The sequence below is a fragment of the Segatella baroniae DSM 16972 = JCM 13447 genome (assembly GCF_000426585.1).
GTDB classification, from domain to species: Bacteria; Bacteroidota; Bacteroidia; order Bacteroidales; family Bacteroidaceae; genus Prevotella; species Prevotella baroniae.
In genome coordinates, this window is the sequence record NZ_AUFQ01000023.1 from 1 (window position 1) to 26,646 (window position 26,646).

The 26,646-nt window shown below is 54.5% G+C and carries 13 protein-coding genes; 2 read left to right on the forward strand and 11 right to left on the reverse strand.

What is annotated here, in order from left to right:
- Nucleotides 1–346 (forward strand): transposase (locus K334_RS0111775; RefSeq protein ID WP_027444940.1); only part of this gene is annotated, 346 nt, incomplete at its 5' end.
- Nucleotides 347–1,101: 755 nt separating this feature from the next.
- On the opposite strand, the gene K334_RS0111780 is transcribed toward K334_RS0111775, so the two are convergent.
- The 9 genes from K334_RS0111780 to K334_RS0111820 all read right to left on the reverse strand — a co-directional run bounded on the left by K334_RS0111780 (nucleotide 1,102) and on the right by K334_RS0111820 (nucleotide 25,585).
- On the reverse strand, nucleotides 1,102–3,693 hold the full coding sequence (locus K334_RS0111780; protein WP_027445012.1) for a hypothetical protein: 2,592 nt from the start codon (nucleotides 3,691–3,693) through the stop codon (nucleotides 1,102–1,104).
- Nucleotides 3,694–3,933: 240 nt separating this feature from the next.
- Nucleotides 3,934–4,677 carry a DUF6261 family protein gene (locus tag K334_RS13995; protein ID WP_248623523.1) on the reverse strand — a complete coding sequence of 248 codons (744 nt, stop codon included), beginning with the start codon at nucleotides 4,675–4,677 and terminating at the stop codon, nucleotides 3,934–3,936.
- 518 nt (nucleotides 4,678–5,195) lie between these two features.
- Complete coding sequence (locus K334_RS0111790; RefSeq protein ID WP_027445013.1) at nucleotides 5,196–7,817, reverse strand: hypothetical protein; 2,622 nt, start codon at nucleotides 7,815–7,817, stop codon at nucleotides 5,196–5,198.
- Between the two features lie 477 nt (nucleotides 7,818–8,294).
- Entirely contained in the window at nucleotides 8,295–8,498 is a 204-nt protein-coding gene (locus K334_RS0111795) for a hypothetical protein (protein WP_025882291.1), read from the reverse strand.
- Nucleotides 8,499–8,770: 272 nt separating this feature from the next.
- Nucleotides 8,771–13,393 carry a peptidase M26 gene (locus K334_RS0111800; protein WP_248623524.1) on the reverse strand — a complete coding sequence of 1,541 codons (4,623 nt, stop codon included), beginning with the start codon at nucleotides 13,391–13,393 and terminating at the stop codon, nucleotides 8,771–8,773.
- A 453-nt stretch (nucleotides 13,394–13,846) separates the two neighbouring features.
- On the reverse strand, nucleotides 13,847–14,599 hold the full coding sequence (locus tag K334_RS14000; RefSeq protein ID WP_248623525.1) for a DUF6261 family protein: 753 nt from the start codon (nucleotides 14,597–14,599) through the stop codon (nucleotides 13,847–13,849).
- A gap of 387 nt (nucleotides 14,600–14,986) precedes the next feature.
- A complete protein-coding gene (locus K334_RS14925; RefSeq protein WP_154655616.1) occupies nucleotides 14,987–15,139 on the reverse strand; it encodes a hypothetical protein in 153 nt (50 codons plus the stop codon).
- 35 nt (nucleotides 15,140–15,174) lie between these two features.
- Nucleotides 15,175–20,664, reverse strand: a complete 5,490-nt coding sequence (locus tag K334_RS15110) for a hypothetical protein (protein WP_027445015.1) — start codon at nucleotides 20,662–20,664, stop codon at nucleotides 15,175–15,177.
- A 238-nt stretch (nucleotides 20,665–20,902) separates the two neighbouring features.
- The gene (locus K334_RS0111820; RefSeq protein WP_027445016.1) at nucleotides 20,903–25,585 is read right to left on the reverse strand and encodes a M26 family metallopeptidase; all 4,683 of its coding nucleotides are present in this window, start codon (nucleotides 25,583–25,585) and stop codon (nucleotides 20,903–20,905) included.
- Nucleotides 25,586–25,684: 99 nt separating this feature from the next.
- Between K334_RS0111820 and K334_RS15400 the strand changes: the two genes are divergently transcribed.
- On the forward strand, nucleotides 25,685–25,816 hold the full coding sequence (locus tag K334_RS15400) for a hypothetical protein (protein ID WP_262499402.1): 132 nt from the start codon (nucleotides 25,685–25,687) through the stop codon (nucleotides 25,814–25,816).
- Between the two features lie 134 nt (nucleotides 25,817–25,950).
- Here K334_RS15400 and K334_RS0111830 read toward each other — a convergent pair whose 3' ends face one another.
- On the reverse strand, nucleotides 25,951–26,115 hold the full coding sequence (locus K334_RS0111830; RefSeq protein WP_027445017.1) for a hypothetical protein: 165 nt from the start codon (nucleotides 26,113–26,115) through the stop codon (nucleotides 25,951–25,953).
- Between the two features lie 108 nt (nucleotides 26,116–26,223).
- Nucleotides 26,224–26,646 (reverse strand): DUF6261 family protein (locus K334_RS14005; protein WP_036890404.1); only part of this gene is annotated, 423 nt, incomplete at its 5' end.

Below are 26,646 nucleotides of genomic sequence, written 5' to 3' on the forward strand. Positions count from 1 at the left end.
CGACTTCATGAAGTTCCCCCTGGATGCGGGCAAACTGGCCTGCCACGTCGGCGTGGCACCCTTCAAGTACGAGTCGGGAACGAGCGTTCGACGGGGGACGCACGTCAGCCGTCTCTGCAACCACAACTTCAAGCCCCTGCTCACCCAAGCCGCCTTGAGCGCCGTCAGGCACAACCCCGACATCAAGGCGTATTACACACGACTCATCATGAGAGGCAAGCCAAGCCCGCTGGCACTCAACAACGTGAAGAACAAGCTGGTGCACATCATTGTCGGACTCATCAGAAAGGACGAGGATTATTGTTTGCATTACCGGCCAGCAACAAGGGAATGCAACATAAATTAAAGAACTTTCACCCAAAAAAGCTTGGCAGGAAACATAGATTACTCTAAAAGGACCAACCGCCAAGGCGGTAGTGCGCACTGCACCATAGCTATGCTCCCATGAACCGACCTGACACGGTTTGCTTTACACGCTCGTCGTTGCAGGTTTTCTGATACTACGTTTTATAGTCCGGATAATTCTGAAAGTGACATTTACACTGCTGAGCATTCTCTTCTGGTTGGCGATACTCTGTGCCATCTTGCTATGCGTGCTTTGAGAAGCACAGCTCTGTAAAATCTTTCATTTTATTTCATCAGGTGGTTATCTTGCATTTTGAGATAGCCACCTTTTCTATTTTCCACACCTACGGGTTGTGTTTTCCGCCAAAACCTTGTGCAAGCCCGCCCCGCTACCTCTATTTTGCTACAAAAGGACGAGTTGTTGAGGGCTTGCCCGAAAAATCAGCATACTCCAATCTTTGGACGCATAAAAAAAATACGCGAGTTCGGGATAAGAAAGTGCTTGTAAAAGTTGGTAATCTCGTTAATATTTTGTATCCTTATAGGTGAAAATCAAGAAGTTACAAAACGATTAAGCGATGACTCGCGTATACTTATATATGGTTTTGGTTCATCGGGGGACGTCCATTGCCGTGGGATTCGGAACGTGACGGATCACGCCCACACGGCGGACGCCCCCCGATGAGAGGAGAGTTTTTATTTATTTTACGACTACCTTGCAGACATTCACGATGTAAACGCCTGGGAGAGTTGTGTTTACTTCAGGATCACCTTGCGGCCGCCTGCGATGTAGATGCCTGCGGGCAACCGGTGGCGTGCGGCCTCGTCGAGGCGGTCGGCCACACGGCGGCCCTGGAGGTCGTACACCGGACCGTCCGCACCCGTCGTGCCGTCCGTCACGCCGTCGATGCCGGTGGTCTCGCCGTCGAGGATGATGGAGAGCTCCTTAGCCTCTTGATGCACCTCGCGTCGCCTGATATAAGCATGATAAGCGGGAACCGTGGCGGTGGGATAGCCGGTCGTTACGAGGTGGAACTTGCCGTCTTCCTGCAGGATGTAGGCCTTGTCGACTGCTGCGTTGGCGTTGTCCACGCCGTCCATCGTGCCTATGAATACATAGTCGTCAAGGGAGCGGGCCACCAGATTGTTGCGATCGAAGGCTTTCACCTGTATGTCGTTGCCGCTGAGCTGCGGCGTGCCGTCAGCCACGAGCAGGTAGGGATGGTAGGCCTCGAGCCGGTCGTCCACTCTCCCAAAACGGACTGCGTTGCTGTTGCCTTGCGAGACCATGAGGGTGAGGGTGTAGGCCTTAAACCCACTGACGGGCAGCTCGTAGGGCAGGCATAGCGTGGCCTTGCCGGCGGCGAGGGTGCGGTCGTAGGTAGCCTTCGTGGCGGTGAAGTCGAGCCCGATGGGCAGCGACTGTCCATCGGTGAGGCGGAAGTCGTCGCACGTCCAGCCATTGCTCTCCTTATTATAATATACATAGTTGGCCTTCGCCTTGTCGGCTTCGCGGTAAAGGCTCGGCCACTCGCCCAGCACCTGTGCCCAGTGGCAGCTGTCGGTGCGGTCGCCCTGCAGCTTATAGGCCACCTCGCCGCTCTTGAGCTGCTCCGCAGTGGTTGGCGTGCCCTGTGCCGTGCCGCAACTGTTCAGATAGTAGCAGTTGGTGAGGTTGGCGCCATCGGAGAAGGTGTAGCCACCGGAGGCATTGTTGGTGCCGATGTAGAGGCAGTTGTTGAAGGTGAAGTTTCCATTCCATCTGTATACAAAGCCCCCCATGTTCTCCTTGCCTTCGTCCGTCGTGGCGGTGATGTCGCCCTTGACGGCGCAGTCGGTGAGGGTAACATTGATATCTGTAGCCGGGCTTTCATCATAAATCATGCCCGCCAATTGGCCTTCCCCCTTGATAGCCACCTCGCTGACGCAGCCCGAGATGGTGGTGTTGCCATAAACGTAAACTATCAATCCTGACAATTGGTTCGTTCCCGTTATCTGCCCTTTCGTGTGCAGGTTTTTAATGGTGGCGCCATTTACCTTGTAGAAGGGGGCTAACTCGCCGTACTCGACGTTCCAGTCTATAGTGAGCGCATGTCCCTGCCCGTCGAATGTGCCGGAATAATGACCAACGTAACTGACTTTCTTGCCGAGGTCGACGTCGGCGGTCATCTTGACGTTGACGTCGTTCTGTCCGCTGTTCACGATGTCGCCGAACTTCTTCCAGTCTTCTTTCGTGGCGATGCTGATGTCTTTGAAGACCACGTTTGCCACCACGGTGGTATCGCCGGTAACGGTAGAGGACGCCGAGAAGCCTCCCTCAAAGCTGAGCGCGTAGGTAATGTTGGGAGCGTAGTCAGCGCCGAGCAGCTCTTGCACGGTGGGCGGCACGACGTGCCCGCCCTTGTTGGCGTAGCGCATGACCTTCACCTCGCCGTTGTAGCTGAACTTCACCTCGTACACCTGTTTTGCGGCTTCGGCGGTGGGCAGCGGAAACAGGTCTTCGCCAATCTTTTGTCCCCACGCCATGTCGGCGCGCTTGTTTTGCAAGAGATATGCCACCTCGCCGCTTTTCAGCTGTTCGGCGGTAACCTGCGTACCGTTCTCGCCTCCGTAGGAGTACGGATAGTAGCAGTTTGTCAGTGTGGCGCGTTTTGCGAAGTTATAGAAGTTATATCTTCCGGGGGCGGCATTGTTCGTACCTGTGTAGAGGCAGTTGTTAAAGGTGCAGGTGATGCCTTTAGGCACCCAAGCTACAAAGCCCGCGATATGTTCCCTGCCATAGTCTGACTTGGCGGTGATGTTGCCCGCCACGAGGCAGTCGTTGAATGTAGCCTGGCCATCGAACATTATCTCAGCAACCATGCCAGCCGTTTTGGCTCTGTTGTTGCTGTTTGTGATGTCCACGTCGATGCTGCAGCCCGAGAAGGTGTTTGTTCCCCTCGCCATGCAGCTCATTACGCCCAAGTATTCTAGGTCGGCCACGAACTTCCCTTTTACGTGCAGGTTCTTGATGGTGGCGCCTGCTACGATTGGGAACAGCCCGACGGCGTAGCCGCTCTCGTCATTCCAGTCGATGGTGATGGTGTGTCCCTGTCCGTCGAAAGTGCCCCAGTAGGGATTGCCCCAGGCGCTTGATTTCACGACGTCCGTTCCCAGGTCGATGTCGGCGGTCAGCCTGGCGTTGAGGCCGCCTTCCCCGTCTTTTATGCGGTTGTGGAACGCCTGCCACTCTTCCTTCGTGGCAATGTCGAGGTAGTTTTCCCCGCTGCCCTGCGCCCCTGCCGGCATGGCTGTCGCCAGGGCGGAGAGGAGGAGGCAGAGCCACGGGATGATGTTTCTTGTCTTCATTGTTGTTAAATTGAAATTAAAAAATTAAATATTGCGTTTTGAACCTTGAGTCGGCTTCGAGTCGGCTTCGCCGAGACGAGTTGATGAGCCGACAGGCGAGTAAATCTCCCAAATCTTTCCAAATCTTCCAAATTATTTTAAATCCTCCAAATTTATTTGTTTGATTTGTCCAGATTTGTAAGATTTACTCGCCTGTCGGCTCATCAACACGTCTGTGCCGCGAGGCACACTCCTCAACTCCTACAAATCCTCCGGTTCGTCCTTCTTGCCGCGCGTCATCACCTGCTCCTTGTAGCGCTTGATGTTGGCGTTGAGGTAGTTGATGAGCGGCGTGAGGCTCTTCTCGGTGCCCACCACGGCCATGGCGTTGATCAGGACGACGGCGTCCTGATAAGCCTCGTCGGTGCCCAGTCGGGCCTTGCGCAGGGCGCCGGCTATCTGCTGCGCGCGGTCTTCGGTGCGCATGTTGAGCAGTTCGTTGACCTTGTCGTTGGCATCCTTGAGGGCGTCGACGTAGGGCTTCAGACCGAGCTTGCTCACCTGCGTGGCGAACTTGGTGTTGAGGTCGTCGACGAGGTTCATGATGCGTGAGGTCTCGCGCTCGAGCTGCATGTCGGGATTGATGTTGTAGTCCTTCAGGTGCTGCCACAGCTCGGCGGCGGCCTTCGCCAAATCGGCCACGGGCATGCGCAGCATGCCTTTCACGGCGGTGCGGTAGCCGCGGAAGATGGAGTCGCGCTCGCGGTCCTTGGCCGTAATCCGGTCGGTGTATTGGCTTTTCTTGGAGAGCATGAGGTATTCGTCTTCCTTGTCGATGGCTTTCTTGAGCGCGGCCACGGCGGTTTGTATTCTCGCCACGGACTTTGCCGCCTCGTCCGTTTCCATTACATTCTCCACGTCCTTCATGTAGATGAAGTGGGCGTCGTTGGTCAGACTGTGCAAATCAATGGTGCCAATCTGAATGATTTTACTTTCGTTTGCCATAATCTTTTTTTTGATTAAACATGGTTTCTTGTCTTCTGCCCTGCTTGCTTCCGTCCCGCTTGTTGTCGGGACATTTGCCGAGCTTCGGCAGTTAACATTTGTCTCGCTTTGATACTTTCCGAACTCCGGCATTTAATATCTGTTATAACTTGGTGTTTTCCGAACCTCGGCATTTAACGTTCATTATACCTTGATGCTTTCCGAGCTCCGGCATTTAACATCTATTACACCTTGATACTTTCCGAACCTCGGCATTTAACATCCGTTATATCTTGATGTTTTCCGAACTCCGTCATTTAACATCTGTTATGTCTTGATGTTTTCCGAACTCCGGCATTTAACATCTGTTATGTCTTGTCGCTTTCCGAACTCCGGCAAGCCTGCCGTCGTTTGTCGTTTTCACCTTATTATATATATATATAGGGTTGCGGGTTATCGGGGGCGCGCCGTTTGTTTCCCTTGGGAATACGGAACATGAAAAATCACGCCCCTATGGCGCCCCCCGATGAAAAGAGATTTTACTTCACGACTACCTTGCGGCCGCCAACGATGTAAACGCCCGCGGGCAGCTGGTGGCGTGCGTCGTCTAAGCGGTCGGCCACGCGGCGGCCCTGGAGGTCGTACACCGGACCGTCCGCACCCGTCGTGCCGTCCGTCACGCCGTCAATGCCAGTGGTCTCGCCGTCGAGGACGACGGAGATCTCCTTGGCGCCCGAGGCCTTCGGACAAGTGATGTAGGCGCGATAGATGGGCACCACGGCGGCGGGATACTCCGTCGTTACCTTGTGGAACAGGCCGTCGTCCTGCAGGATGTAGGCGTTGGCGGCTGCTGCGTTGGCGTTGTCCACGCCGTCCATCGTTCCCGTGAGGTTGTAACCCTTCGGGGTGGTGGTCTTCAGGTGAGTGTCGTCGTAGGCTTTCACCTGCAGGTTCGTGCCGCCGAGCTGTGGCTCTCCGTCGGCCACGAAGTAATACGGCCGGTAGGCTTCGAGCGTGCCGGTCACTTCTTCGATATAAGCTTTGTTGCCTTCGCCGCCCGAGATGGTGTAGCCTTTGAAACCGCTGATGGGAAGCTCGTAGGGCAGACAGAGGGTGGCGCTGCGCTTGCTGCTGAAGGGGCGCTCGTAGGTTGCCTTCGTGGCGAGGAAGTCGATGCCGATGGGCAGGAGCTGTCCGTCGGTGAGCACGAAGTTTTCGCACGCCCAGCGACTGTTCGCCGCGTCGTAATACACATAGTTCGGCACGTTCTTGTCGCCCGCACGGTAGAGGTCGGGCATGTCGCCCAGCACCTGTGCCCAGTGGCTGTCGTCGGTGCGGCCGGCCTGCAACTTATAGGTCATCACGCCGTTCCGCAGCTCTTTCTCTATGGCCTGCGTGCCCTGCGCTTCGCCGCAGGGGGTGAAGTAGTAGCTGTTGGTGGCGTTGGCATTGCGGGCGAAGGTGTAGCTGTCCTCGCCGGCGTTGCTTGTTCCGGCGTAGAGGCAGTTGTTCAGCTCGCAGGTGCCGTCTTGCTGGCCTACGAAGCCGCCCATTCCTTTCTTGCCATTCTCCGTCGTGGCGTTGAGCGTTCCCTTGACGACGCAGTCGGTGAAGGTAACCTTACCGTCGTGTATCCATCTGACCATGCCCGATAAGGAGTTCGGGGCATTATGGTTATTGATGAGCTCCACATCGCTGACGCAGCCGGAGAAGGTAACATTGCCCTCAATGACGCCTGCCAAACCGGCTACGGGGCCAAACTCCGACACGATCTTTCCTCTGACGCGCAGGTTCTTGATGGTGGCGCCGTCGCCCAAAATCCTGAACGGATAACCTAAGTCAAATCCGTCCACAGTCCAGTCGACCGTGAGCGTATGTCCCTGTCCGTCGAACGTGCTGGTATAATGAGAGTAAGTACCGCCTACGATCCAGACATCCTTGCCGAGGTCGATGTCGGCCGTCATCTTGGCGTTGAGGTCGTTCATGCCCTTGTTGTTCACGAGGTCGCAGTACTCCTCCCAGTCGTCCTTGGTGGCGATCGAGAAATAATCTTTTGTGGTGAAAGTCATCTGCACGGCCACGGTCTTGTCGCCCGTTACGGGAGTGGTAGCCGAGAAGTTGTCGGCAAAGGTGAGCGTGTATTCATTCAGCGGATTGTAGTCCGTGCCCGCGAGTTCCTTTGCGGTGGGCAGGCCGACGGTGCCGCCGCTGTTGGCGTAGCGTGTGGCCTTCACCTCGCCGTTGTAGGTGAACTCCACTTTATACACCCGCTTCTCTATCTTGTCGGTGAGCAGCGGCTCGTCGTCGGTGCCGATGGTCTGTCCCCAGAACAAATCTTCCCTGCCGGCTTGCAGCTTGGCTGTTATCTCGCCGCTTCTGAGTTGCTCCGCGGTTATCGGCGTGCCCTGTGCCTCGCCGCAGGCGTTGAGGTAGTAGCAGTTGGTGATAGTGGCGCCGGCGGGGCCGAAGGTGTAGTTGCCTTCGTCGCTTTCGGCGTTGTTCGTGCCGAGGTAGAGGCAGTTGGTTATGGTGCAGTAGCGAGGCCAGTCACGTACCAACCCGGCCATCGCATACGAAGTTATAGGCGACAGGTTAGTGATGCTTCCCTTGACGACGCAGTCGGTGAGGGTAAAATTGGCACCATCGCTGCCTATAATTCGAATCAGGCCCGCCGCTTCGATGGGCCGCTTATCATTGCCCCCCGTGAGCTTCACGTCGCTGACGCAGCGGGAAAGGGTGATGATAGCGGCACTATTAACCAATCCTGACAAACCGTAACCGCTCGTCGTGATCTGCCCTTGGGTGCGCAGGTTCTTGATGGTGGCGTTCGCCACACGCTTGAAGGGGGCGATGCCAATCATGGAGCCGGCATCCCAGTCGAAAGAGAGCGTGTGGTCCTGTCCGTCGAAGGTGCCTTCGTACCCATAAAAATCTGTTCCCACCATCACGATGTCCGTACCGAGGTCGACGTCGGCGGTCATCTTGGCGTTGAGCGTGGTCTCGCCGTTGTTCACGCGGTTGCAGAACGCCTGCCAGTCGGCCTTCGAGCCGATGGTAATTTCGTTGCCCGCGCCGCCCTGTGCCCACGCCGGCGCGGCCAGCACGAGGGCAAGCAGGAAGAGGCAGAGCCTCTGAACGATTTCTTTTATTTTTGTTTTCATTGTTAAATTGAAATTGAAAAATTAAATGATTGCGTTTTGAAATTTGAAGTTTGAAAATAATGATTTATTATGATTTGTTCAGATTTGTCCGATTTCTGTCCGCAGGACACTCCTTCAGTCGGCTTCGCCGAGACGAGTTGATGAGCCGACAGGCGAATAAATCTTCCAAATCATTCCAAATCCTACAATTTTTATCATTATATATAGGGTTGCGGGTTATTAGGAGTGCGCCGTGGCGTCAGCCGCTGCGTTGGGTTCATTGTCATGGCGTGGGGCGTGACTGTTTGTTTTCCCGTGGGATTCGGAACGTGATGAATCACGCCCCTACGCCTGACGGGTTGCCCGTTTTCCCATGATGCGGAAGTTCACCCTCCCTTTGGGAACCGAAGGTCGCTGTTCGCGGAGCGAGGTAATTGCAAATCGCTGGCCGGAGGGAAAAGCAAAGCAAAAGCCGGGGTAGGTTATTCGGGTTGCGGGTTAATCGTCCCACAACGAGAACAAGGAACGGGTCGTGGTGGTCTGGGCGTCATCCTCGTCGTCGTCGAAGAAGTTGTTACCCTTCGACAAGGCCGGGCCCGTGGCGGGGTCTTCGCTGATGCCTATGTCGATGGAGCCGGCGAGGATGCAGTTTTCTAACTCGATGAGTTTCGATTTCATTTCTGGTTTGATGTACTTTTTCATTTTGTTTGAATGTTTTAAAACGTTGGTTTAAATGTTTTTATAAAAATGGATTGTTTTTTTTCAGTCGGCTTCGCCGAGACGAGTTGATGAGCCGACAGGCGAATAAATCTCACAAATCTTTCCAAATCTTCCAATGTTTATCATTATATATAGGGTTGCGCCGTGGTGTCAGCCGCCGGCGTTGGGTTCATTGTCATGGCGTGGGGCGTGACAGTTTGTTTCCGTGGGATTCGGAACGTGATGAATCACGCCCCTACGCCTGACGGATGTTTTTATTTCACGATAACCTTGCGGCCATTGACGATATACACGCCGGCGGGCAGCTGATGGCGTGCGTTGTCGTCGAGGCGGTCGGCCACGCGGCGACCCTGCAGGTCATACACCGGACCGTTTGCCGTGTCGTTCGTCACGCCACGGATGCCGGTGGTCTCGCCGTCGAGGATGATGGAGAGTTGCTTGGCACCCGAGGTCTTCGGACAAGTGACATAGGCATGATTAGCGGGAACCATGGCGGAGGCGTTGCCGGCTGTTACCTTGTGGAACAGGCCGTCGAGCTGCAGGATGTAGGCGTTGGCGGCCGCGGCCGTGGCGTTGTCCATGCCGTCTACCGTGCCTGTCATGCTGTGTCCCGTGGCGACGGTGGTCTTTAGGTTGTCGTCTTTGAAGAATCTCACCTCAATGTTCTCTCCGCCGAGCTGTACCGTGCCGTCGGCCACGAGCAGATAAGGCTTGTATACTTCGAGCTTGTCGTTCACCGGCGTGAAGTGTACCGCGTTGGCGTTGTCCTGCTTCTCCGAGAGGGTGTAGGCCTTGAAGCCACTGACGGGCAGATCGTAAGGCAGGCACACCGTGGCCTTGCCGGCGGTGAAGTCGCGTTCGTAGGTTGCCTTGGCGGCGAGGAAGTCGAGCCCGATAGGCAGCGGCGTGCCGTCGGTGAGGCGGAAGTCGTCGCACGTCCAGCGCTTGTTCGCCGTGTCGTAATAGATGTAGTTGGGCTTTGCCTTGTCGGCTTCGCGGTAGAGGCTCGGCATGTCGCCCAGCACCTGTGCCCAGTGGCAGGCGTCTTTGCGGTCTACCTGCAGGAGTTCGCTTACATGGCCGTTCTTGAGCTGCTTCTCGGTTACCTGCTCGCCCTGTGCTATGCCGCATACTTTGAGGTAGTGGCTGTTCGTGAGGACGGGGTTCGGACCGAAGGTGTAGCCGTCTAAGCCGACGATGGCGTTGTTCTCGCCGATGTAGAGGCAGTTCTCAAAGTAGCACGGCATATTGCCTCCACGATACCCTATAAAGCCGCCCATGCTTTTCCGGCCCGCCTCTTTCGTAGCGTGTAACTTTCCTTTGACGATACAGTCGATGAATCTTACGCTTTGGGCATTGTGAAACACGTAGTTCACTATGCCTCCCATGTGGCTTTCGCCGTCATAATCGCTGGTGATGTCCACATCGCTGACGCAGTTGGAGACGTTGAGCGAACTCATCGCGTTGACCACCATTCCCGCCAGCTTGTATCCGTCCGCGTTGATCCGTCCTTTGACGGTAAGGTTCTTGATGGTGGTTTCGCCCAGATACTTGAACGGAGCTATCTCGTTTTGCGTGCCGGCGTTCCAGTCGATCTTCAGTGTGTGACCCTGTCCGTCAAACGTGCCGCTGTAGACAAGCAGTTGCTCGCCTATCATGATGATGTCCTTGCCCAGATCTACGTCGGCGGTCATCTTTACGTCGAAATTGCGCTTGCCTCTGCTCACGGCGTCGCAGAAGATCTTCCAGTCGTCCTTCGACGCGATCTCCAACTCTTCGTCGATAGCCTTCCTGGCAATGGTAACGGCTACGGTGCGGTCGGCGTCGACGGCGGTGTTAGCCGAGAAGTCGTCGGCAAAGGTGAGGGCATAATAATAACTATGGCTGTATGCCATGCCTAAGAGGTTCTGCGCCGTGGGCAGCGCGCCGAAAATATGCCCGCCCTTGTTGGCGTAGCGCGCGGCAGCCGCGTTGCCGTTGTAGGTGAAGTCCACCTTGTAGACGTGCTTCGTCGCGTCGTCGGTGAGCTGCGGCTCATTGTCCGTGCCGAGGTTCTGTCCCCAGAACTGGTCGGTGCGGTCGCCTTGCAGCAGTCGTGCCACCTCGCCGCTCTTCAGTTGCTCCTCGGTAATCTTTATGCCCTGAGCTGTGCCACAGGCGTTGAGGTAGTAGCAGTTCGTGACGGTGGCGTTCTTGGCGAAGGTGTGGCAGTCGCTGTTGGTGTTGTCCGCGTTGTTCGTGGCGATGTAGAGACAGTTGGTCAGGGTGCAGGTGCCCAGCTGAGCATATACAAATCCGCCCATGCCTTTCTGTCCTGTGCCGGTCGTGGCGTTGATCGAGCCCTTGACGACGCAGTCGGTAATGGTAACGTCACCTTTGTATATATAAGAAATCATGCCTGCCGCTCCGCAGACGTTATCGTTATGGCTGCTCGTGAGAGCGACGTCGCTGACGCAGTTCGAGATAGTGATGTTGCCATACGATTCATCGATCAATCCTGACAACCAGTTGTTTTTCGATACGATCTTCCCTTTGGTGCGCAGGTTGCGGATGGTTGCGCCATCTGCCGACCTGAAGGGGGCTAAGTTTTTATTGTTGCCGCCATTCCAGTCGAACGTCAGCGTATGGTTCTGCCCGTCCAACGTGCCGGCATACTTATGATCGTTCGTTCCCACCATCGCGATGTCTCCTTCGAGGTTGACGTCCTTGATCATCTTGGCGTCGAGCTTGGTCTTTCCGCTGTTGACGAGTCTGCAGAATTCCTTCCAGTCGTCCTTCGTGGCAATCTCGAAGTTGTTGCTTACGAGTATGGTTACAGCCACGGTGCGGTCTTTATCGATGGCGGTGCCGGTATTGAATCCGCCGTCGAAGGTGAGCGAGTAATTTTTTGCCGGGTCGTATAGCGCGCCTAAGAGGTCCGATTCGTTGGGTAAAGCGCCGTAGATGGCCTTGCCTTGGGTGGCGTAGCGCGTGGCGACCACGTTGCCGTTGTAGCTGAACTTCACTTCATACACCCGCTTCTTCGCGTCGTCGGTGAGCTGCGGTTCGTCGTCGGTGCGGAGCGTCTGTCCCCAGAACTGCGTGTTTCTGCCGTTCTGCAACTTATAAGCCACTTCGCCGCTCATGAGCTGGTCGGCGGTTACATGCGTGCCCTGCGCTGCGCCGCAGGTGTTGAGGTAGTAGCAGTTGTTGAGGGTGGTGCCGGAGGAAGAGTTCGACGCAAAGGTGTGGCCGCCGGTGGTGGCGTTGTTCTCGCCGATGTAGAGGCAGTTGTTCAGGGTGCACTTACCATACTGATTTTCTACAAATCCGCCCATATATCTCCTGCCTGACTCCGTCGCGGCGTGGAACTTGCCCTTGACGACGCAGTCGGTGATGGTAACCTTGGCATTATCTCTTACACATTCAATCATGCCCGCCGCGTCGCATCCACCATTGCCATAGCTGCTCGTGATGTTCACCGCGCTGACGCAGTTGGAGATGTTGGTGGTGCCATAGGCGTCGAAAATCAATCCTGACAGGAAGTGCGTGCTCGAGTTAATCTCTCCTTCGGTGCGCAAGTTCTTGATGGTGGCGCCGTCCACAGTTTGGAAGGGTGCTATCCAGGTATTTGAACCACTGTTCCAGTTGATCTTCAGCGTATGGTTCTGTCCGTCGAAGGTGCCGGAGTAGCGTCTGTTCGTTCCCGCCATCGCGATGTCCCTTCCGAGGTCGACATTGGCGGTCATCTTGGCGTCGAGCTTGGTATGTCCGTTGTTGACGAGTTCGCAGAACGTCTTCCAGTCGTCTTTCGAGCCGATTTCGATTCTCTCTCCGAAGGTTACAGCCACGGTGCGGTCGGCATTGACGGTGGTGGAGCCGTTGAAGCCGCCCTCGAAGTCGGGCGCGTAAATAATCTTAGGAGCGTAGGCAGACCCCAGAATATCCCGCGTGGTGGGCATGCTGCCGACCTTGTTGTTGACATAGCGCGTTACTTTCACCTCGTTGTTATAGGTGAAGTCTACCTTATATACATGCTTCGGCGCTTCGGCGGTGGGCTGCGGCTCGTTGTCGGTGCCGATCAGCTGGCTCCACACATGTTCGCTTCTGCCCTTCTGCAGCTTATGCGCCACCTCGCCGCTCTTTAGCTGCTCCTTGGTTATCTGCGTGCCTTGCGCCTTGCCGCAGGCGTTGAGGTAGTAGCAGTTGTTGATGTTGGTTCCGTCAGGACCAAAGGTTTCACTTCCGTCGGTGGCGTTGTTGCTGCCGATGTAGAGAGAGTTCTCTATGGTGCATTTGCCATCCTCCCACAAAGCACCCACAAAGCACCTAATTCGGTTCTTACCTTCTTCCGAGTCGGCGGTGAAGCTTCCTTTGACGACGCAGTCTTTAATGACAAGCGTGCCCAACCATACCTTTCCGGCTATGCCATTTATGTACCCCCAGCTAAAGTTCCCCTTGATATTCAAATCGATGACGCAGTTGGAGATGACGGTATAGTTTCGGACTTCGCTAACCAATCCTTCCACATAGCCGTCTCCGACCGTTATATTTCCTTTGACGCGCAGGTTCTTGATGGTGCCGCCATACACATTGTCGAATAGGGATAGGCTGCCGTCATTAACATTCCAGTTGACAGAGATAGAATGTCCCTGTCCGTCGAAGGTACCTCGGTAATCATATCCGTCTACGCCTGCCCTAATGACGTCTCCTCCGAGGTCGATGTCGGCGGTCAGCTTGACGTCGGCTCTGGTTATCCGCCCGCTGTTCACGCGTTCGCAGAACTGCTTCCAGTCTTCTTTCGAGGAGATGGTGATTTCTTCACTCCACGCCGGCGCCGCCAGCATCAGGATGAAGAGAAAGAGGCAGAGCCTATGAATAATAATAGAATGTTTCATGTTAAATTAGAATTAAAATTTGAAATTTGAAGCTTGAAATGAATCATTAAAATTGAGTTTGAGTTTTGAAATTAAAACCATAGGCGTTAAAATTTAAACGTTTGAAAATAATTATTTATTATGAAATCCTCCAATGTTTATCATTTATATGATTTGTTTCGATTTGTAGAATTTACTCGCCTGTCGGCTCATCAACACGTCTGCGCTGCAGGCACACGCTTTGAGTCGGCTTCGCCGAGACGAGTTGATGAGCCGACAGGCGAATAAAATCTTACAAATCGTTCCAAATCTTCCAAATTTTATCATTATATATAGGGGGCGCGCCGTGGCGTGAGCCGTAGGGGCGTGATTTATCACGTTCCGCCTCCGCGTGGCGTCAGCCGCCGTCGTCGGGTTCATTGTCATGGCGTAGGGTGTGGTTGCTCGTTTCCGTGGATTTCGGAACGTGATGAATCACGCCCCTACGCCTGACGGGTTGTCGTCTTTCTTTTCGCGCGTCATCACCTGCTCTTTGTAGCGCTTGATGTTGGCGTTGAGGAAGTTGATGAGCGGCGTGAGGTCCTTCTCGGCGTCCACGATGACCATGGCGTTGATCAGGCAGACGGCGTCCTGGTAGGCCGCGTCGGTGCCCAGTCGGGCCTTGCGCAGGGCGCCGGCTATCTGCTGCGCGCGGTCTTCGGTGCGCATGTTGAGCAGTTCGTTGACCTTGTCGTTGGCATCCTTGAGGGCGTCGACGTAGGGCTTCAGACCGAGCTTGCTCACCTGCGTGGCGAACTTGGTGTTGAGGTCGTCGACGAGGTTCATGATGCGCGCCGTCTCGCGCTCGAGCTGCATCTCGGGGTCGATGTTGTAGTCCTTCAGGTGCTGCCACAGGTCGGCGGCGGCCTTCGCCAAATCGGCCACGGGCATGCGCAGCATGCCTTTCACGGCGGTGCGGTAGCCGCGGAAAATGGAGTCGCGCTCCTTGTCCTTGGTCGTAATCTTGTCGGTGTATTGGCTTTTCTTCGAGAGGATGAGGTATTCGTCCTCTTTGTCGACGGCTGCCTTGAGAATCGCCACGTTGGCTTGGATTCTTTCCATGGTCTTTGCCACCTTGTCCGTTTCCATCGCGTTCTCCACGTCCTTCATATACATGAAATGGGCGTCGTTGGTCAGATTGGGCAGGTGAATACTGCCAATCTGAACTACTTTACTTTCGTTTGGCATAATAAAAATGTTTTTTTTAGATTAAAAATGTTTCTTGTTTTTCGTCCCGTCGTTTGCCGTGGCGTTTGCTCAAGTTGTGCAAGTCTGCCGTCGTTTGCCGTGGCGTTTGCTCAAGTTGTGCATTTAACACCTGTTATACCTTGACGTTTGCTCAAGTTGTGCATTTAACACCTGTTATACCTTGGCGTTTGCCCAAGTTGTGCATTTAACACCTGTTATACCTTGGCGTTTGCTCAAGTTGAGCAAGCCTCTCGTCATTTGTCGGGACGTCTTCCGAACCCCGTGAAAGGCTCTCGGCGTTTGTGGGGACGCTGTTTCCACCTTATTATATATATATAGGGTTACGGGGTATCGGCGGCGTGGCGTCAGCCGTAGGGGCGTGATTCATCACGTTCCGCCTGTCGTGGCGTCAGCCGCCGGCGTAGGGTTCATTGTCATGGCGTAGGGTGTGGTTGCTCGTTTCCGTGGATTCGGAACGTGATGAATCACGCCCCTACGCCTGACGGGTTGCCCCGTTTCCTTGGTGATTCGGAAGTTCACCCTCCCTTTGGGAGGGCCGGGGTAGGTTATTCGCGTTACTTCACGACTACCTTCCTTCCACCCACGATATACACGCCGGCGGGCAGCTGATGGCGTGCGTTGTCGTCGAGGCGGTCGGCCACGCGGCGGCCCTGGAGGTCGTACACCGGACCGTCCGCACCCGTCGTGCCGTCCGTCACGCCGTCAATGCCGGTGGTCTCGCCGTCGAGGATGATGGAGAGCGTCTTGGCAGCAGAGGCTTTCGGACAAACGACATAGGCGCGATAGCAGGGAACCGTGGCGCCGGGGTTGTCGGTCGTCACCTTGTGGAAGAGGCCGTCGTCCTGCAGGATGTAGGCGTTGGCGGCTGCTGCCGTGGCATTGTCTATGTCGGTGACAGTGCCCACGAAGCGGTACTTACCGGCCGGGGTTGTCAGAGCGGCGGCGTTGAAGGCTTTCACCTGCAGGTTCTCTCCGCCGAGCTGTGGCGTTCCGTTGGCCGTGATGAGATAAGGCTTGTAGGCTTCGAGCTTATCCTTCATGTCCTTGAAACTGACTGCGCTGTTGTTGCCGCCCGAGAGGGTGTGGGCATCGAAACTTCCGTTATGAGGCAGCTCGTAAGGCAGACACACCGTGGCTTTCGCTGTGGTGATGGTGCGGTTGTAGGTTGCCTTAGCGGCGATGAAGTCGAGTCCGATAGACAGCGGCGTGCCGTCGGTGAGGCGGAAGTCGTCGCACGTCCAGCGCTTGTTCGTCGCGTCGTAGTAGACGTAGTTGGTCTTGCCCTTGTCGGCAGCATTGTAGAAGTCGAACATGTCGCCCAGCTGCTGCGCCCAGTAGCCCTTGTCGGTGCGGTTGTTCTGCAACTTATAAGCTACATAGCCGTTCTTGAGCTGCTCCTCCGTTACCTTCATGCCCTGCTCCTTGCCACAGAGGTTAAGGTAGTAGCAGTTGTTGATGGTGGGGTTGGGAGCAAAGGTTTTTGCCCATCCGGTGGCGTTGTTCTCGCCGAGGTAGAGACAGTTGTTTAAGGTGCAGGTGCCATTATCATATAGTTTAGATACAAATCCGCCCATGTCTGCACTGCTGTCTCCGTGCGTGGCGTAGAATCTTCCCTTGACTACACAGTCATTGATGGTAACAGTGGAATTTCTATTTACAGCGTAAACCATTCCTGCCAAATCGTATGCCCCAGTGATGTCCACATCGCTGACACAGCTCGAAACGATGTTGTTACCATAGGACTCGCAAATCAATCCTGATAAAACATATCTGGTATCTGTGATCTGTCCTTTGGTGCGCAGGTTGCGGATGGTGACGTCCTTCACATACCTGAAGGGGGCTAACCATCCTGTGTGGTCGCCAGTCCAGTTGAACTTCAGCGTGTGTCCCTGTCCGTCGAACGTGCCGGAATATTCAATATCTCTTTCTCCTGCCATTACGATTTCAGAGCCGAGGTCTACATCCTTCGTCATCTTGGCATTGAGGTTTTTCTGTCCCTTTTTCACGAGTCCGCAGAATTTCTTCCAGTCTTCTTTCGTGGCAATCTCGAAGTAGTTGTTTGCGATTATGGTTACAACCACGGTGCGATCGCGATCAACGGTGGTGGAAGTCGAGAAGTCGTCCTCGAATGTGAGCGTGTAGATCTTGTTGGGATCGTAGGCCGTGCCTAAGAGTTCCTTTTCGTCAGGCAGCCCGCCGAAGATTGCCTTGCCGCGGTTGGTATAGCGTGCAGCGGCTACTTTGTCGTTGTAGGTGAAGCTTACCTTATATATATGCTTCGCTGCGTCGGCGGTGAGCTGCGGCTCATTGTCGGTATCGAGGTTCTGTCCCCAGAACTGCGTGTCTCTGCCGTTCTGCAACTTGTAGGCCACGTAGCCGTTCTTGAGCTGCTCCTCGGTTACCTTATCGCCCTGCGCGTCGCCGCAGGGGTTGAGGTAGTAGCAGTTCTTGACGGTGGCGTCCTTGGCGAAGGTGTAGCCTTCGGTGGCGTTGTTCGTGCCGAGGTAGAGGCAGTTGTTCAGGGTGCAGGTGCCGTTCTGGTCATCTACGAATCCGCCCATACCTTTCTTGCCATTGTCGGTCGTGGCGTCGATCGACCCCTTGACCAAGCAGTCGTTGAAGGTAACTTTGGTATTGCTGCCTACCCATTGAATCATACCCGCCAATGAGCTGCTCCCCTTGAGGTCCACATCGCTGACGCAGTCCGAGACGGTGACCGTGCCATAGGCATTCTGAATCAATCCGGCATGACCTTTTCCTTTAGACTTGATCTGCCCGTTGACGCGCAGGTTCTTGATGCTACCGTCCTTCACAGTGTAGAATGGAGATTTCCAGTAGTCTGAACCGGCATCCCAGTTGAGCGTCAGTGTGTGCCCCTGCCCGTCGAATGTGCCGGCATAATCTTTGCCATTAACTCCCGCCATCGTGATGTCCGAGCCGAGATCGACATTCGCCGTCATCTTGGCGTTGAGCTTGGTCTGTCCGCCGTTCACGAGGGCGCAGAACGTCTTCCAGTTGTCCTTCGAGGCTATCTCGTAGGCTTCCTTATGGTTGAAGAGCACTGCCACGATCCGGTCGGAGCTGACGGTGGTTGAGCCGTTGAAGTCGCCCTCAAAGGCGATGGTATAAAAATGGTGCTCGTTGTAGTTGCTACCCATGAGGTCCTTTGCGGTAAAGGTGGGCATGCCGCCGTGGATACCCTTGCCGTGGGTGGCGTAGCGCGTGGCTTTCACCTGGTCGTTGTAGGTGAAGTCCACCTTGCAGACGTGCTTCTCGGCTTTGTCGGTGGGCTGCGGATCGTTCTCCTTGCCGAGCTCCTGTCCCCAGAAGTTTCCGGCGCGCTTGTTCTGAAGCAGATAAGCCACTTCGCCGCTCTTCAGCTGCTCCTTCGTTACCTGCGTGCCCTGCTTATCGCCGCAGGCGTTGAGGTAGTAGCAGTTGTTGAGGGTGGAGCCGGAGTAGGGGGCGAAGGTCCTTGACCATCTGGTTCCATTGTTCTCGCCGGCGTAGAGGCAGTTGTTCAGGGTACACTTACCATACAGAAGATGTACAAATCCGCCCATGCTTTCCTTGCCTTTCTCTGTCGTGGCGTTTAATTTGCCCTTGACGAGGCAGTCGGTGAAGGTGACATTGGCATTATCCCTTACGCATTCAACCATGCCCGCCGCGTTGCATCCACCATTGTCATAGCTGCTCGTGATGTTCACCGCGCTGACGCAGCCCGAGATGGTGGTGTTGCCATAGGCGCTTTGAACCAATCCTGACAAGAAGTACGAGCTTGACTTAATCTCTCCTTCGGTGCGCAGGTTCTTGATGGTGGCGCCGTCCACAGTGTAGAAGGGGGCTAACCAGCCTGATGTGTTATTCCAGTTGATTTTCAGCGTATGTCCCTGTCCGTCGAACGTGCCGGCGTAATGATTGCCCACCTGCCAAATGTCGGAGCCGAGGTCGACGTCCGCTGTCATCTTGGCGTTGAGCTTGGTCTGTCCGCCGTTGACGAGGTCGCGGAACGCCTTCCAGTCAGCCTTCGAGGCGATTTCGCAGACTACCTTGTGGGTGAAGCTTACTGCCACCTGCTTGTCGGCGGTCACGCTGGTGGAGCCGCTGAAATTGTCGGCAAAGGTCAGTCCCGAGTAATAATGCTGTGGGTTGTAGCCCGTGCCCAGAATTTCCTGCACGGTGGGCAAACCGCCAAAGATACCCTTGTCATGGGTGGCATAGCGCGTGGCTTTCACATCGTTGTTATAGCTGAACTCCACCTTGCGGACCCGCTTCGCGCCGTCGGCGGTGAGCAGCGGCTCGTTGTTGGTGCCGAGCGTCTGTCCCCACATCTGCGTGTCTCTGCCGGCTTGCAACTTATAAGCCACTTCGCCGCTCTTGAGCTGGTCGATGGTTACCTTCTCGCCATACGTTGCGGCACAGGCGTTGAGGTAGTAGCAGTTTTTGATGGTGGATTTGGAGGCGAAGGTGTAGCCTCCGGCGGCGTTGTTCGTGCCGGTGTAGAGGCAGTTGGTCAGGGTGCAGTTGCCTCTCTGATCGTAAACAAAGCCTGCCATTCCTTTCGTGCCTATCTCCGTCGTGGCTTTGAGCGTTCCCTTGACGAGGCAGTCGTTAATGGAAACATGGGCATCGCTGCTTATATATTGAATCAGACCCGCCGATGCGCATCCGCCATCGGAACTGCCACTGGTGATGTCCACCTCGCTGGTGCAGCCCGAGACGGTGGTGTTGCCATAGACGTTCAGAACCAATCCGGAGAGACCTTTTCCTTTGGACTTGATATACCCGTTGACGCGTAGGTTTTTGATAGTGGCTCCATTCATCGTATGGAAAGGCGCCATCCAGCCGTCGCCGCCATCCCAGCCGAGCGTGAGCGTGTGGTTCTGTCCGTCGAACGTGCCGGAATACTTGTGCTCTCCAACTCCCACCATCGCGATGTCCGAGCCGAGGTTGACGTCCTTCATCAGCTTGGCGTCAGCGTTGTTCCAGCCACTATTCACGGCGGCGCAGAATTTCTTCCAGTCGTCCTGCGAAGAGATTTCTGCCTCTTTGGGCACGATGATCGTAAGGGTAAGCGTCTTGGTTTTGTACTTGTGATCCTCCGGAAGGGTATAGGTGATGGTGGCCGTCTTTCCAAAGGGATCGCTGCCGAGCTTTATCTTCTCACCTTCAATCTTTACGACTTTTTCATCGCTGATCTTACGCGTTATCTTGCTGCGATCATAACCTTCGGGTATCCTTTTTAAAACCGGTAAAGAAAGATTGTCCCATACTTGCAGCCTGACAGTCTTCGGCCCGTCCAGATAGGCATCCATAGTGCGGCGCGTCACTTCAAAAGGAACCTTGATAGAACCGGCCGCGTACCTGTCATCGGGCACCGCCCTAAAGACGAGGTTGGTTTTGCCTGCTTTTATTACGGTGAAAAAATCCCATGCCGTCTCCTTGTTAAGCATCCCCGGTTCTTCTGTGCTTAGCTCGAACTTTGGGAATTCTTCGTAAGGGTTTTCCACCATATTATCATAGAATAAGTGAAATTGATCGCCCACGAAAAAGGTGTATTCTTTCTTCTTGAAACTGACACGAGGTTCTGCCACAAATTCTATGATATACTCCGCAAACTCGATATCATCATTTGCCTGCAATGTAACTTTGGTGTTGGGTGCGTCGTAGCAGCTTAGTCCACTGTTGCTCGTGGGGTCGCCGGTATAGCGGTTGTCTGAGATGCAGACGAGTTTATCGGCGTTCTTCAGCTGTTCGCGAAAGCGGATACCACGGAAACGCCATCTGCCAAAACAGCTGATCGTAACGGTAGATCCTTTTTTCATCTTCCAGTTGCGGTTGGCCGCAAGCAATGCCGGACCGGTCTTGCAGTCGCTCCATCTGGCTACTATATAGCCATCACTCATAACATCGCGTTTGCCCTCTACTTCGCCTGCACTTCGGTCCCTGGCCTTCACCGTAATGGAGTAGCTCCATGCCGGCGCCGCCAGCAAGAAGACTAAGAGAAAGAGGCACAGCCTCTGAATAATAATAGAATGTTTCATGCTAAATTAGAATTAAAATTTGAAATTTGAAGCTTGAAATTTGAAGCTTGAAATTTGAAGCTTGAAATTTGAAATTTGAAATTTGAAATTTGAAGCTTGAAGCTTGAAGCTTGAAATTTGAAGTTTGAGATTAAATATTCTTTTGGTTATCGGGGGGGCGCCCGTTTCCGCGGGATTCAGAACGTGATGAACCACGCCCATACGGCCGCCCCCCGATGAAAGGAGAGACTTTATTTATTTATTTCAAGATCACCTTGCGGCCACCTACGATGTAGACGCCTGCGGGCAACCGGTGGCGTGCGTCGTCGAGGCGGTCGGCCACGCGACGGCCCTGGAGGTCGTATACCGGACCGTCCGTGCCCGATGCGTCTTTCGTCACGCCGTCAATGCCGGTGGTCTTGTCGTCGAGGATGATGGAGAGCGTCTTGGCGCCGGCCGAGGCTTTCGGACAAACGACATAGGTGTGATAAGCGGGCACCATGGCGTTAGGATACTCCGTCGTCACCTTGTGGAAATCGCCGTCGTTCTGCAGGATGTAGGCGTTGGCGGCGGCAGCAGTGGCGTTGTCCACGCCCTCTACCGTGCCCGTCATGCTGTGGCCCGTGGTGGTGGCGGTCGTCAGATTGTCGTCATGGAAGGCTTTCACCTGCATGTTATTTCCGCTGAGCGTGGGGTCGACGCCGATGCCCGTGATGTAATACGGCTTATATGCCTCGAGCGTGCCGGTCACTTCCTTGAAGTAGAGTTTGTTGCCTTGGCCGCCCGAGAGGGTGTAGGCCCGGAACCTCTGCACGGGCAGCTCGTAGGGCAGACATATCGTGCCACTCATGCCAGCGAAGCTGAAAGAGCGCTGGTATATGACTTCGGCGGCGGTGAAGTCGAGCCCGATGGGCAGCGGATTGTCGTCTTTGAAGTAGAATTCGCCGCACGCCCACTTGGTGCCGTCATGATATACGTAGTTCATCTTGCCCTTGTTGGCCGGATTGTAGAGGTCGGGTCTCTCGCCCAATGTCTGCGCCCAGTGGCATTGGTCGGTGCGGTCTGCCTGCAACTTATTCGTCACATAGCCACTCTTGAGCTGCTTCTCGGTAGCCTGCTCGCCCTGTGGCTTGCCGCAGGCGTTGAGGTAGTAGCAGTTCGTGAGGGTGGTGCCGGAGGCAGAGGTCGGCGCGAAGGTGTTGCCACCGGTGGCGTTGTTCTCACCGAGGTAGAGGCTGTTGATCAGGGTGCACTTGCCATACTGATTATTTACGAATCCGCCCATATATCTCTTGCCTTTCTCCATCGTGGCGTCGATCTTGCCCCTGACGAGACAGTCGATGATGGTGACATTGGCATTTTCTCTTACACATTGTACCAAGCCTGCCGCGTCGCATCCACCATCGTTATAGGTGCTTGTGATGTTCACATCGCTGTTGCAGTCGGAGATGGTTGTGTTGCCATAGGCGTCGCAGACCAATCCCGATAGGAAGTGCGTGCTCGAGTTGATGTTGCCTGCAGTGCGCAGGTTCTTGATGGTGGCGCCTTCCACGGTGTTGAAGGGGGCTACCCAGGGTTTTGAACCGGTGTCCCAGTTGATCGTGAGCGTATGTCCCTGTCCGTCGAACGTGCCGGCATACCTGTGTTCGTCGCTTCCCACCATAGAGAAGTCGGAGCTGAGGTTGATGTCCGCCGTCATCTTGGCGTCGACGCCGTTCTGTCCGTTGCGCACGAGGTCGCAGAACATTCTCCAGTCGTAATTAGACGCGATTTCGTAGTAGTCCCTGTCCTCGATAAAGAGACCCACGGTGCGGTCGGCATTGACGGGAGTAGAAGCTGTGAAGTATTCTGAGAAGCCATATCTATAATAATGGTGGAAGTTGTAGTCGCTGCCAAGAAGGAACTGCGGGGTAACGGTGGGCATGTCACCGAAGATTGCCTTGCCGGTGTTGGCGTAGCGCGTGGCTTTCAGCTGGTCGTTGTAGCTGAAGTCCACCTTGCAGACGTGCTTCTCGGCTTTGTCGGTGGGCTGCGGATCGTTCTCCTTGCCGAGCTCCTGTCCCCAGAAGTTTCCGGCGCGCTTGTTCTGAAGCAGATAAGCCACTTCGCCGCTCTTCAGCTGCTCCGCCGTTACCTGCGTGCCCTGCGCATCGCCGCAGGCGTTGAGGTAGTAGCAGTTGTTGAGGGTGGAGCCAGAGTAGGGGGCGAAGGTCCTTGACCATTTGGTTCCATTGTTCTCGCCGGCGTAGAGGCAGTTGTTCAGGGTACACTTACCATACAGAAGATGTACAAATCCGCCCATGCTTTCCTTGCCTTTCTCTGTCGTGGCGTTTAATTTGCCCTTGACGAGGCAGTCGGTGAAGGTGACATTGGCATTATCCCTTACGCATTCAACCATGCCCGCTGCGTCGCATCCACCATTGTCATAGGTGCTCGTGATGTTCACCGCGCTGACGCAGCCCGAGATGGTGGTGTTGCCATAAGCGCTTTGAACCAATCCTGACAAGAAGTACGATTTTGACTTAATCTCTCCTTCGGTGCGCAGGTTCTTGATGGTGGCGCCGTTCACAGTGTAGAAGGGGGCTAACCAGCCTGATGTGCTATTCCAGTTGATTTTCAGCGTATGGTTCTGTCCGTCGAACGTGCCGGCGTAACTGTCGCCCACCATAAAAATGTCCGAGCCGAGATCGACATCCTTGGTCATCTTGGCGTCGACGGCGTTCTGTCCGTCGCTGACGATGGAGCGGAACTCTATCCAGTCAGCCTTCGAGGCGATTTCGTAGTAGTCCTTTTCGGCGAGGTTGATGGCCACGGTGCGGTCGGCATTGACGGGAGTAGAAGCCGAGAAGCCGCCCTCCAAGCCCATTTTATAATAATGGTGGGGGTTGTGTTTGTTACCCACGAGGTCCTTCGCGGTAAAGGTGGGCATGCCGCCGTAGACGCCCTTGCCGGTGTTGGCGTAGCGGGTGAGCATCAGATTGCCGTTGTAGGTGAAGTCCACCTTGTTGACATGCCGCTCCACGAGGTCGGTGAGCCATGGAGTATCGTCGGGGCCGAGGTTCTGACCCCACACCCGATTGCTTCTGCCAGCCTGCAACTTATAAGCCACCTCGCCGCTCTTGAGCTGCTCGGCGTTAACCTGCGTGTAACGTGCTACGCTGTGGTCGCTGAGGCTGTAGCAGTTGTTGACGATGATTTTGCCAAAGGATACCGTTCCGAGGTGGTCTCTGGGGTTACTGTCGATGTAGAGACAGTTGTTCAGGGTAGATACGCTTCCGCCTTCCTGCGGACCTACGAATCCGTCCATTACGACATTTTCTACGTAGGCCGAAGGAAGAATCTTTCCTTTGACAATGCAGTCGTTAATGGTAACTTGGGCATCTGCCTTTACGAAAGAAATCAAGCCCGCAGTGAAGCATTCACGCTCATTAGTGGTGTGATTGAAATTCACCTCGCTGACGCAATTGGAGAGCGTGACCGAGCCGTACACGATCATTACCAGTCCTGACGTAAAGTGCACATAATTCGTGATCACTCCCTTGGTATGCAGGTTTTTTATAGTGGCGCCATTCACTGAGTTGAATAAGGCTGTGAAGCCGTGTGTAGTATTCCAGTCGAGAGAGATCGTATGTCCCTGTCCGTCGAACGTGCCGGAATAGTTTATTACGCCATTGGCTCCCACCATTGTGATGTCCGTGCCGAGGTTGATGTCGCCATCGAGCTTGGCATTGAGGTCGGTCATGCCCTTGTCGTTGACCAGACTGGCGAAGAGCTTCCACTCTTCGGCGTTGCGGATGTACATGGTATTCGTCGCCTTGTTGCCGCGCACCACGGTGAACGTGCGGCTAAAGGAGCTATTTGTGTAATCGTTGGTTTTCCCCTGTTCCAGCGAGATCGAGACGGTACCAGATTTGTCGCCAAATACGAGGTTGCCTGTGCTTTTATCGGGAATGTTCAAGAGTTGGGAATTGTCGCTTTTCACCTTGAATTCCGAGTTGTTTCGATCGAAGGAATCGCCACTCGCCATCCGAAGATTCACTATACCATAAAGGGAACGGGGCTGGTCGCCGCCACCCTCTGTGAACAGTACCTTGTTCTTTCCGAGGTCTGTATCGAATAGTAATTCATCGCGCACGTGAAGATTTGCCTCACAGCTTACCTCGGCATACTCTCTAGCGGCTGAAAACGTAGCACGAATTTTCGTAGTGCCTTTGGCTTTAGGATATACTTTCACCCCCTTATACTCGGCAATGTTCGGATCGTCGCATGAATAGGTGTCTACACTGTAGGTATTGGCGAGATTAGGACGAAAGGGCTTGTTGACAACCGCATCGTAGCTCGGTTGGGTAAAATGCACATTGGGTGCCTTGACATAACCCACAATGATGTCGCGCACCTTGAACTGGTCCCACTTGTCATAGTAATGGCTCCAGATTTTGACTTTTTTTGCCGGGGCATTATAATTGTAGACAACGATGTTGTTGTCGTCGTCGTTGAGGTTGTTCTTATTGCCTCCGCTTATATGCGAGTTCGTGATGGCATTCTTCTCGAAGTAATATTGGTAGCCTGATGTCACTTCGCTGATGCGATCGATGCCCTTGGGGTGGTCGTAGTCTTCTCCACCCTCCGTGTCGCGCAGGATAATCCAGCGGATGGAATAGCCGTCGTCAGTCTCTATGTTGATGTCGGTACCCCTTGCCACCTCATAGATGGCACTGTTGCCCGTTCCGCTGGTGGTCTTGCAAGAGCCAAACCAGATTTTCACATGCCCTTGTTCGAGTGTTTGTAGTATCAGCTTGTTCTTGCCGATCTTTTCCACGGTTTCGCGTGAGCGGAATGTCTCGTAGCCATAATTACCGTAGTCTGTAGCCCACGCCGGCGCCGCCAGCACGAGGACTAAGAGAAAGAGGCACAGCCTCTGAATCGTAAATGAATGTTTCATGTTAAATTAGAATTAAAATTTGAAATTTGGAGTTTGAAGTTTGAAGTTTGAAGTTTGAAATTTGAAGTTTGAAGTTAAACATTGAATCTGATATTGAATATGAAGCGTTTGATATTGAACATTAAGCGTTTGATATTGAATATGAAGCGTTTTGATATTGAATATGAAGCGTTTGATATTGAATATGAAGCGTTTGATATTGAATATGAAGCGTTTGATATTGAACATTGAGAAGAGAGATTTGTATTCTGCATGGCGAGAGGCGTAGGGAGCGTGACGAATCACGCCCCCTGCGCCCGGCGGACGACTACGGTCCGATCATTCCACAAGGGGGAGAGGAATGGATCGGGGTCGTCCTATTCGTCCTATTCGTCGTCGTCCTCGTCGTCGAAGAAGTTGTTGCCTTTCGAGAGCGCGGGTCCCGTGGCGGGATTGTCGTCGTCGATGGGCACGCTGGCGGAGCCGGCGAGGAGGCTGTTTTCCAGATTGATGAGCACCACTTTGGTTTCCGGTTTGATGTACTTTTTCATTTTGTTTTTAATGTTTAAAATGTTTATAAAAAAATTGATTGACGATTTTGGGGCGCCGCCGGTGGGCGGACGCCCCCGTTGAAAATAGGGTTCTTGTTCATTCCAGGGTCACCTTGCGTCGTCCTGCGATGCGGACGCCGGCGGGCAGCCGGTGGCGGACGTCGTCTTGTCGTCGTCCTTCTTCTTGGCGCGCGTCATCACCTGCTCCTTGTAGCGCTTGATGTTGGCGTTGAGATAGTTGATGAGCGGCGTGAGGTCCTTGTCGGTGCCCATGACCACGATGGCGTTGATCAGGCGCACAGCGTCCAGATAGGCCTCGTCGCTTGCCAAGCGGGCCTTCTGCAGCGCGCCGGCTATCTGCTGCGCACGCTCGTCGGTACGCGTGGCGAGAAGTTCATTGACCCGGTCGTTGGCTGCCTTCAGGGCGTCGACGTAGGGCTTGAGACTGAGAATCTTCACCTGCGCGGCGTACTTCGTGTCGAGGTCATCCACTAAGTTCATGATGCGCGCCGTCTCACGCTCGAGCTGCAT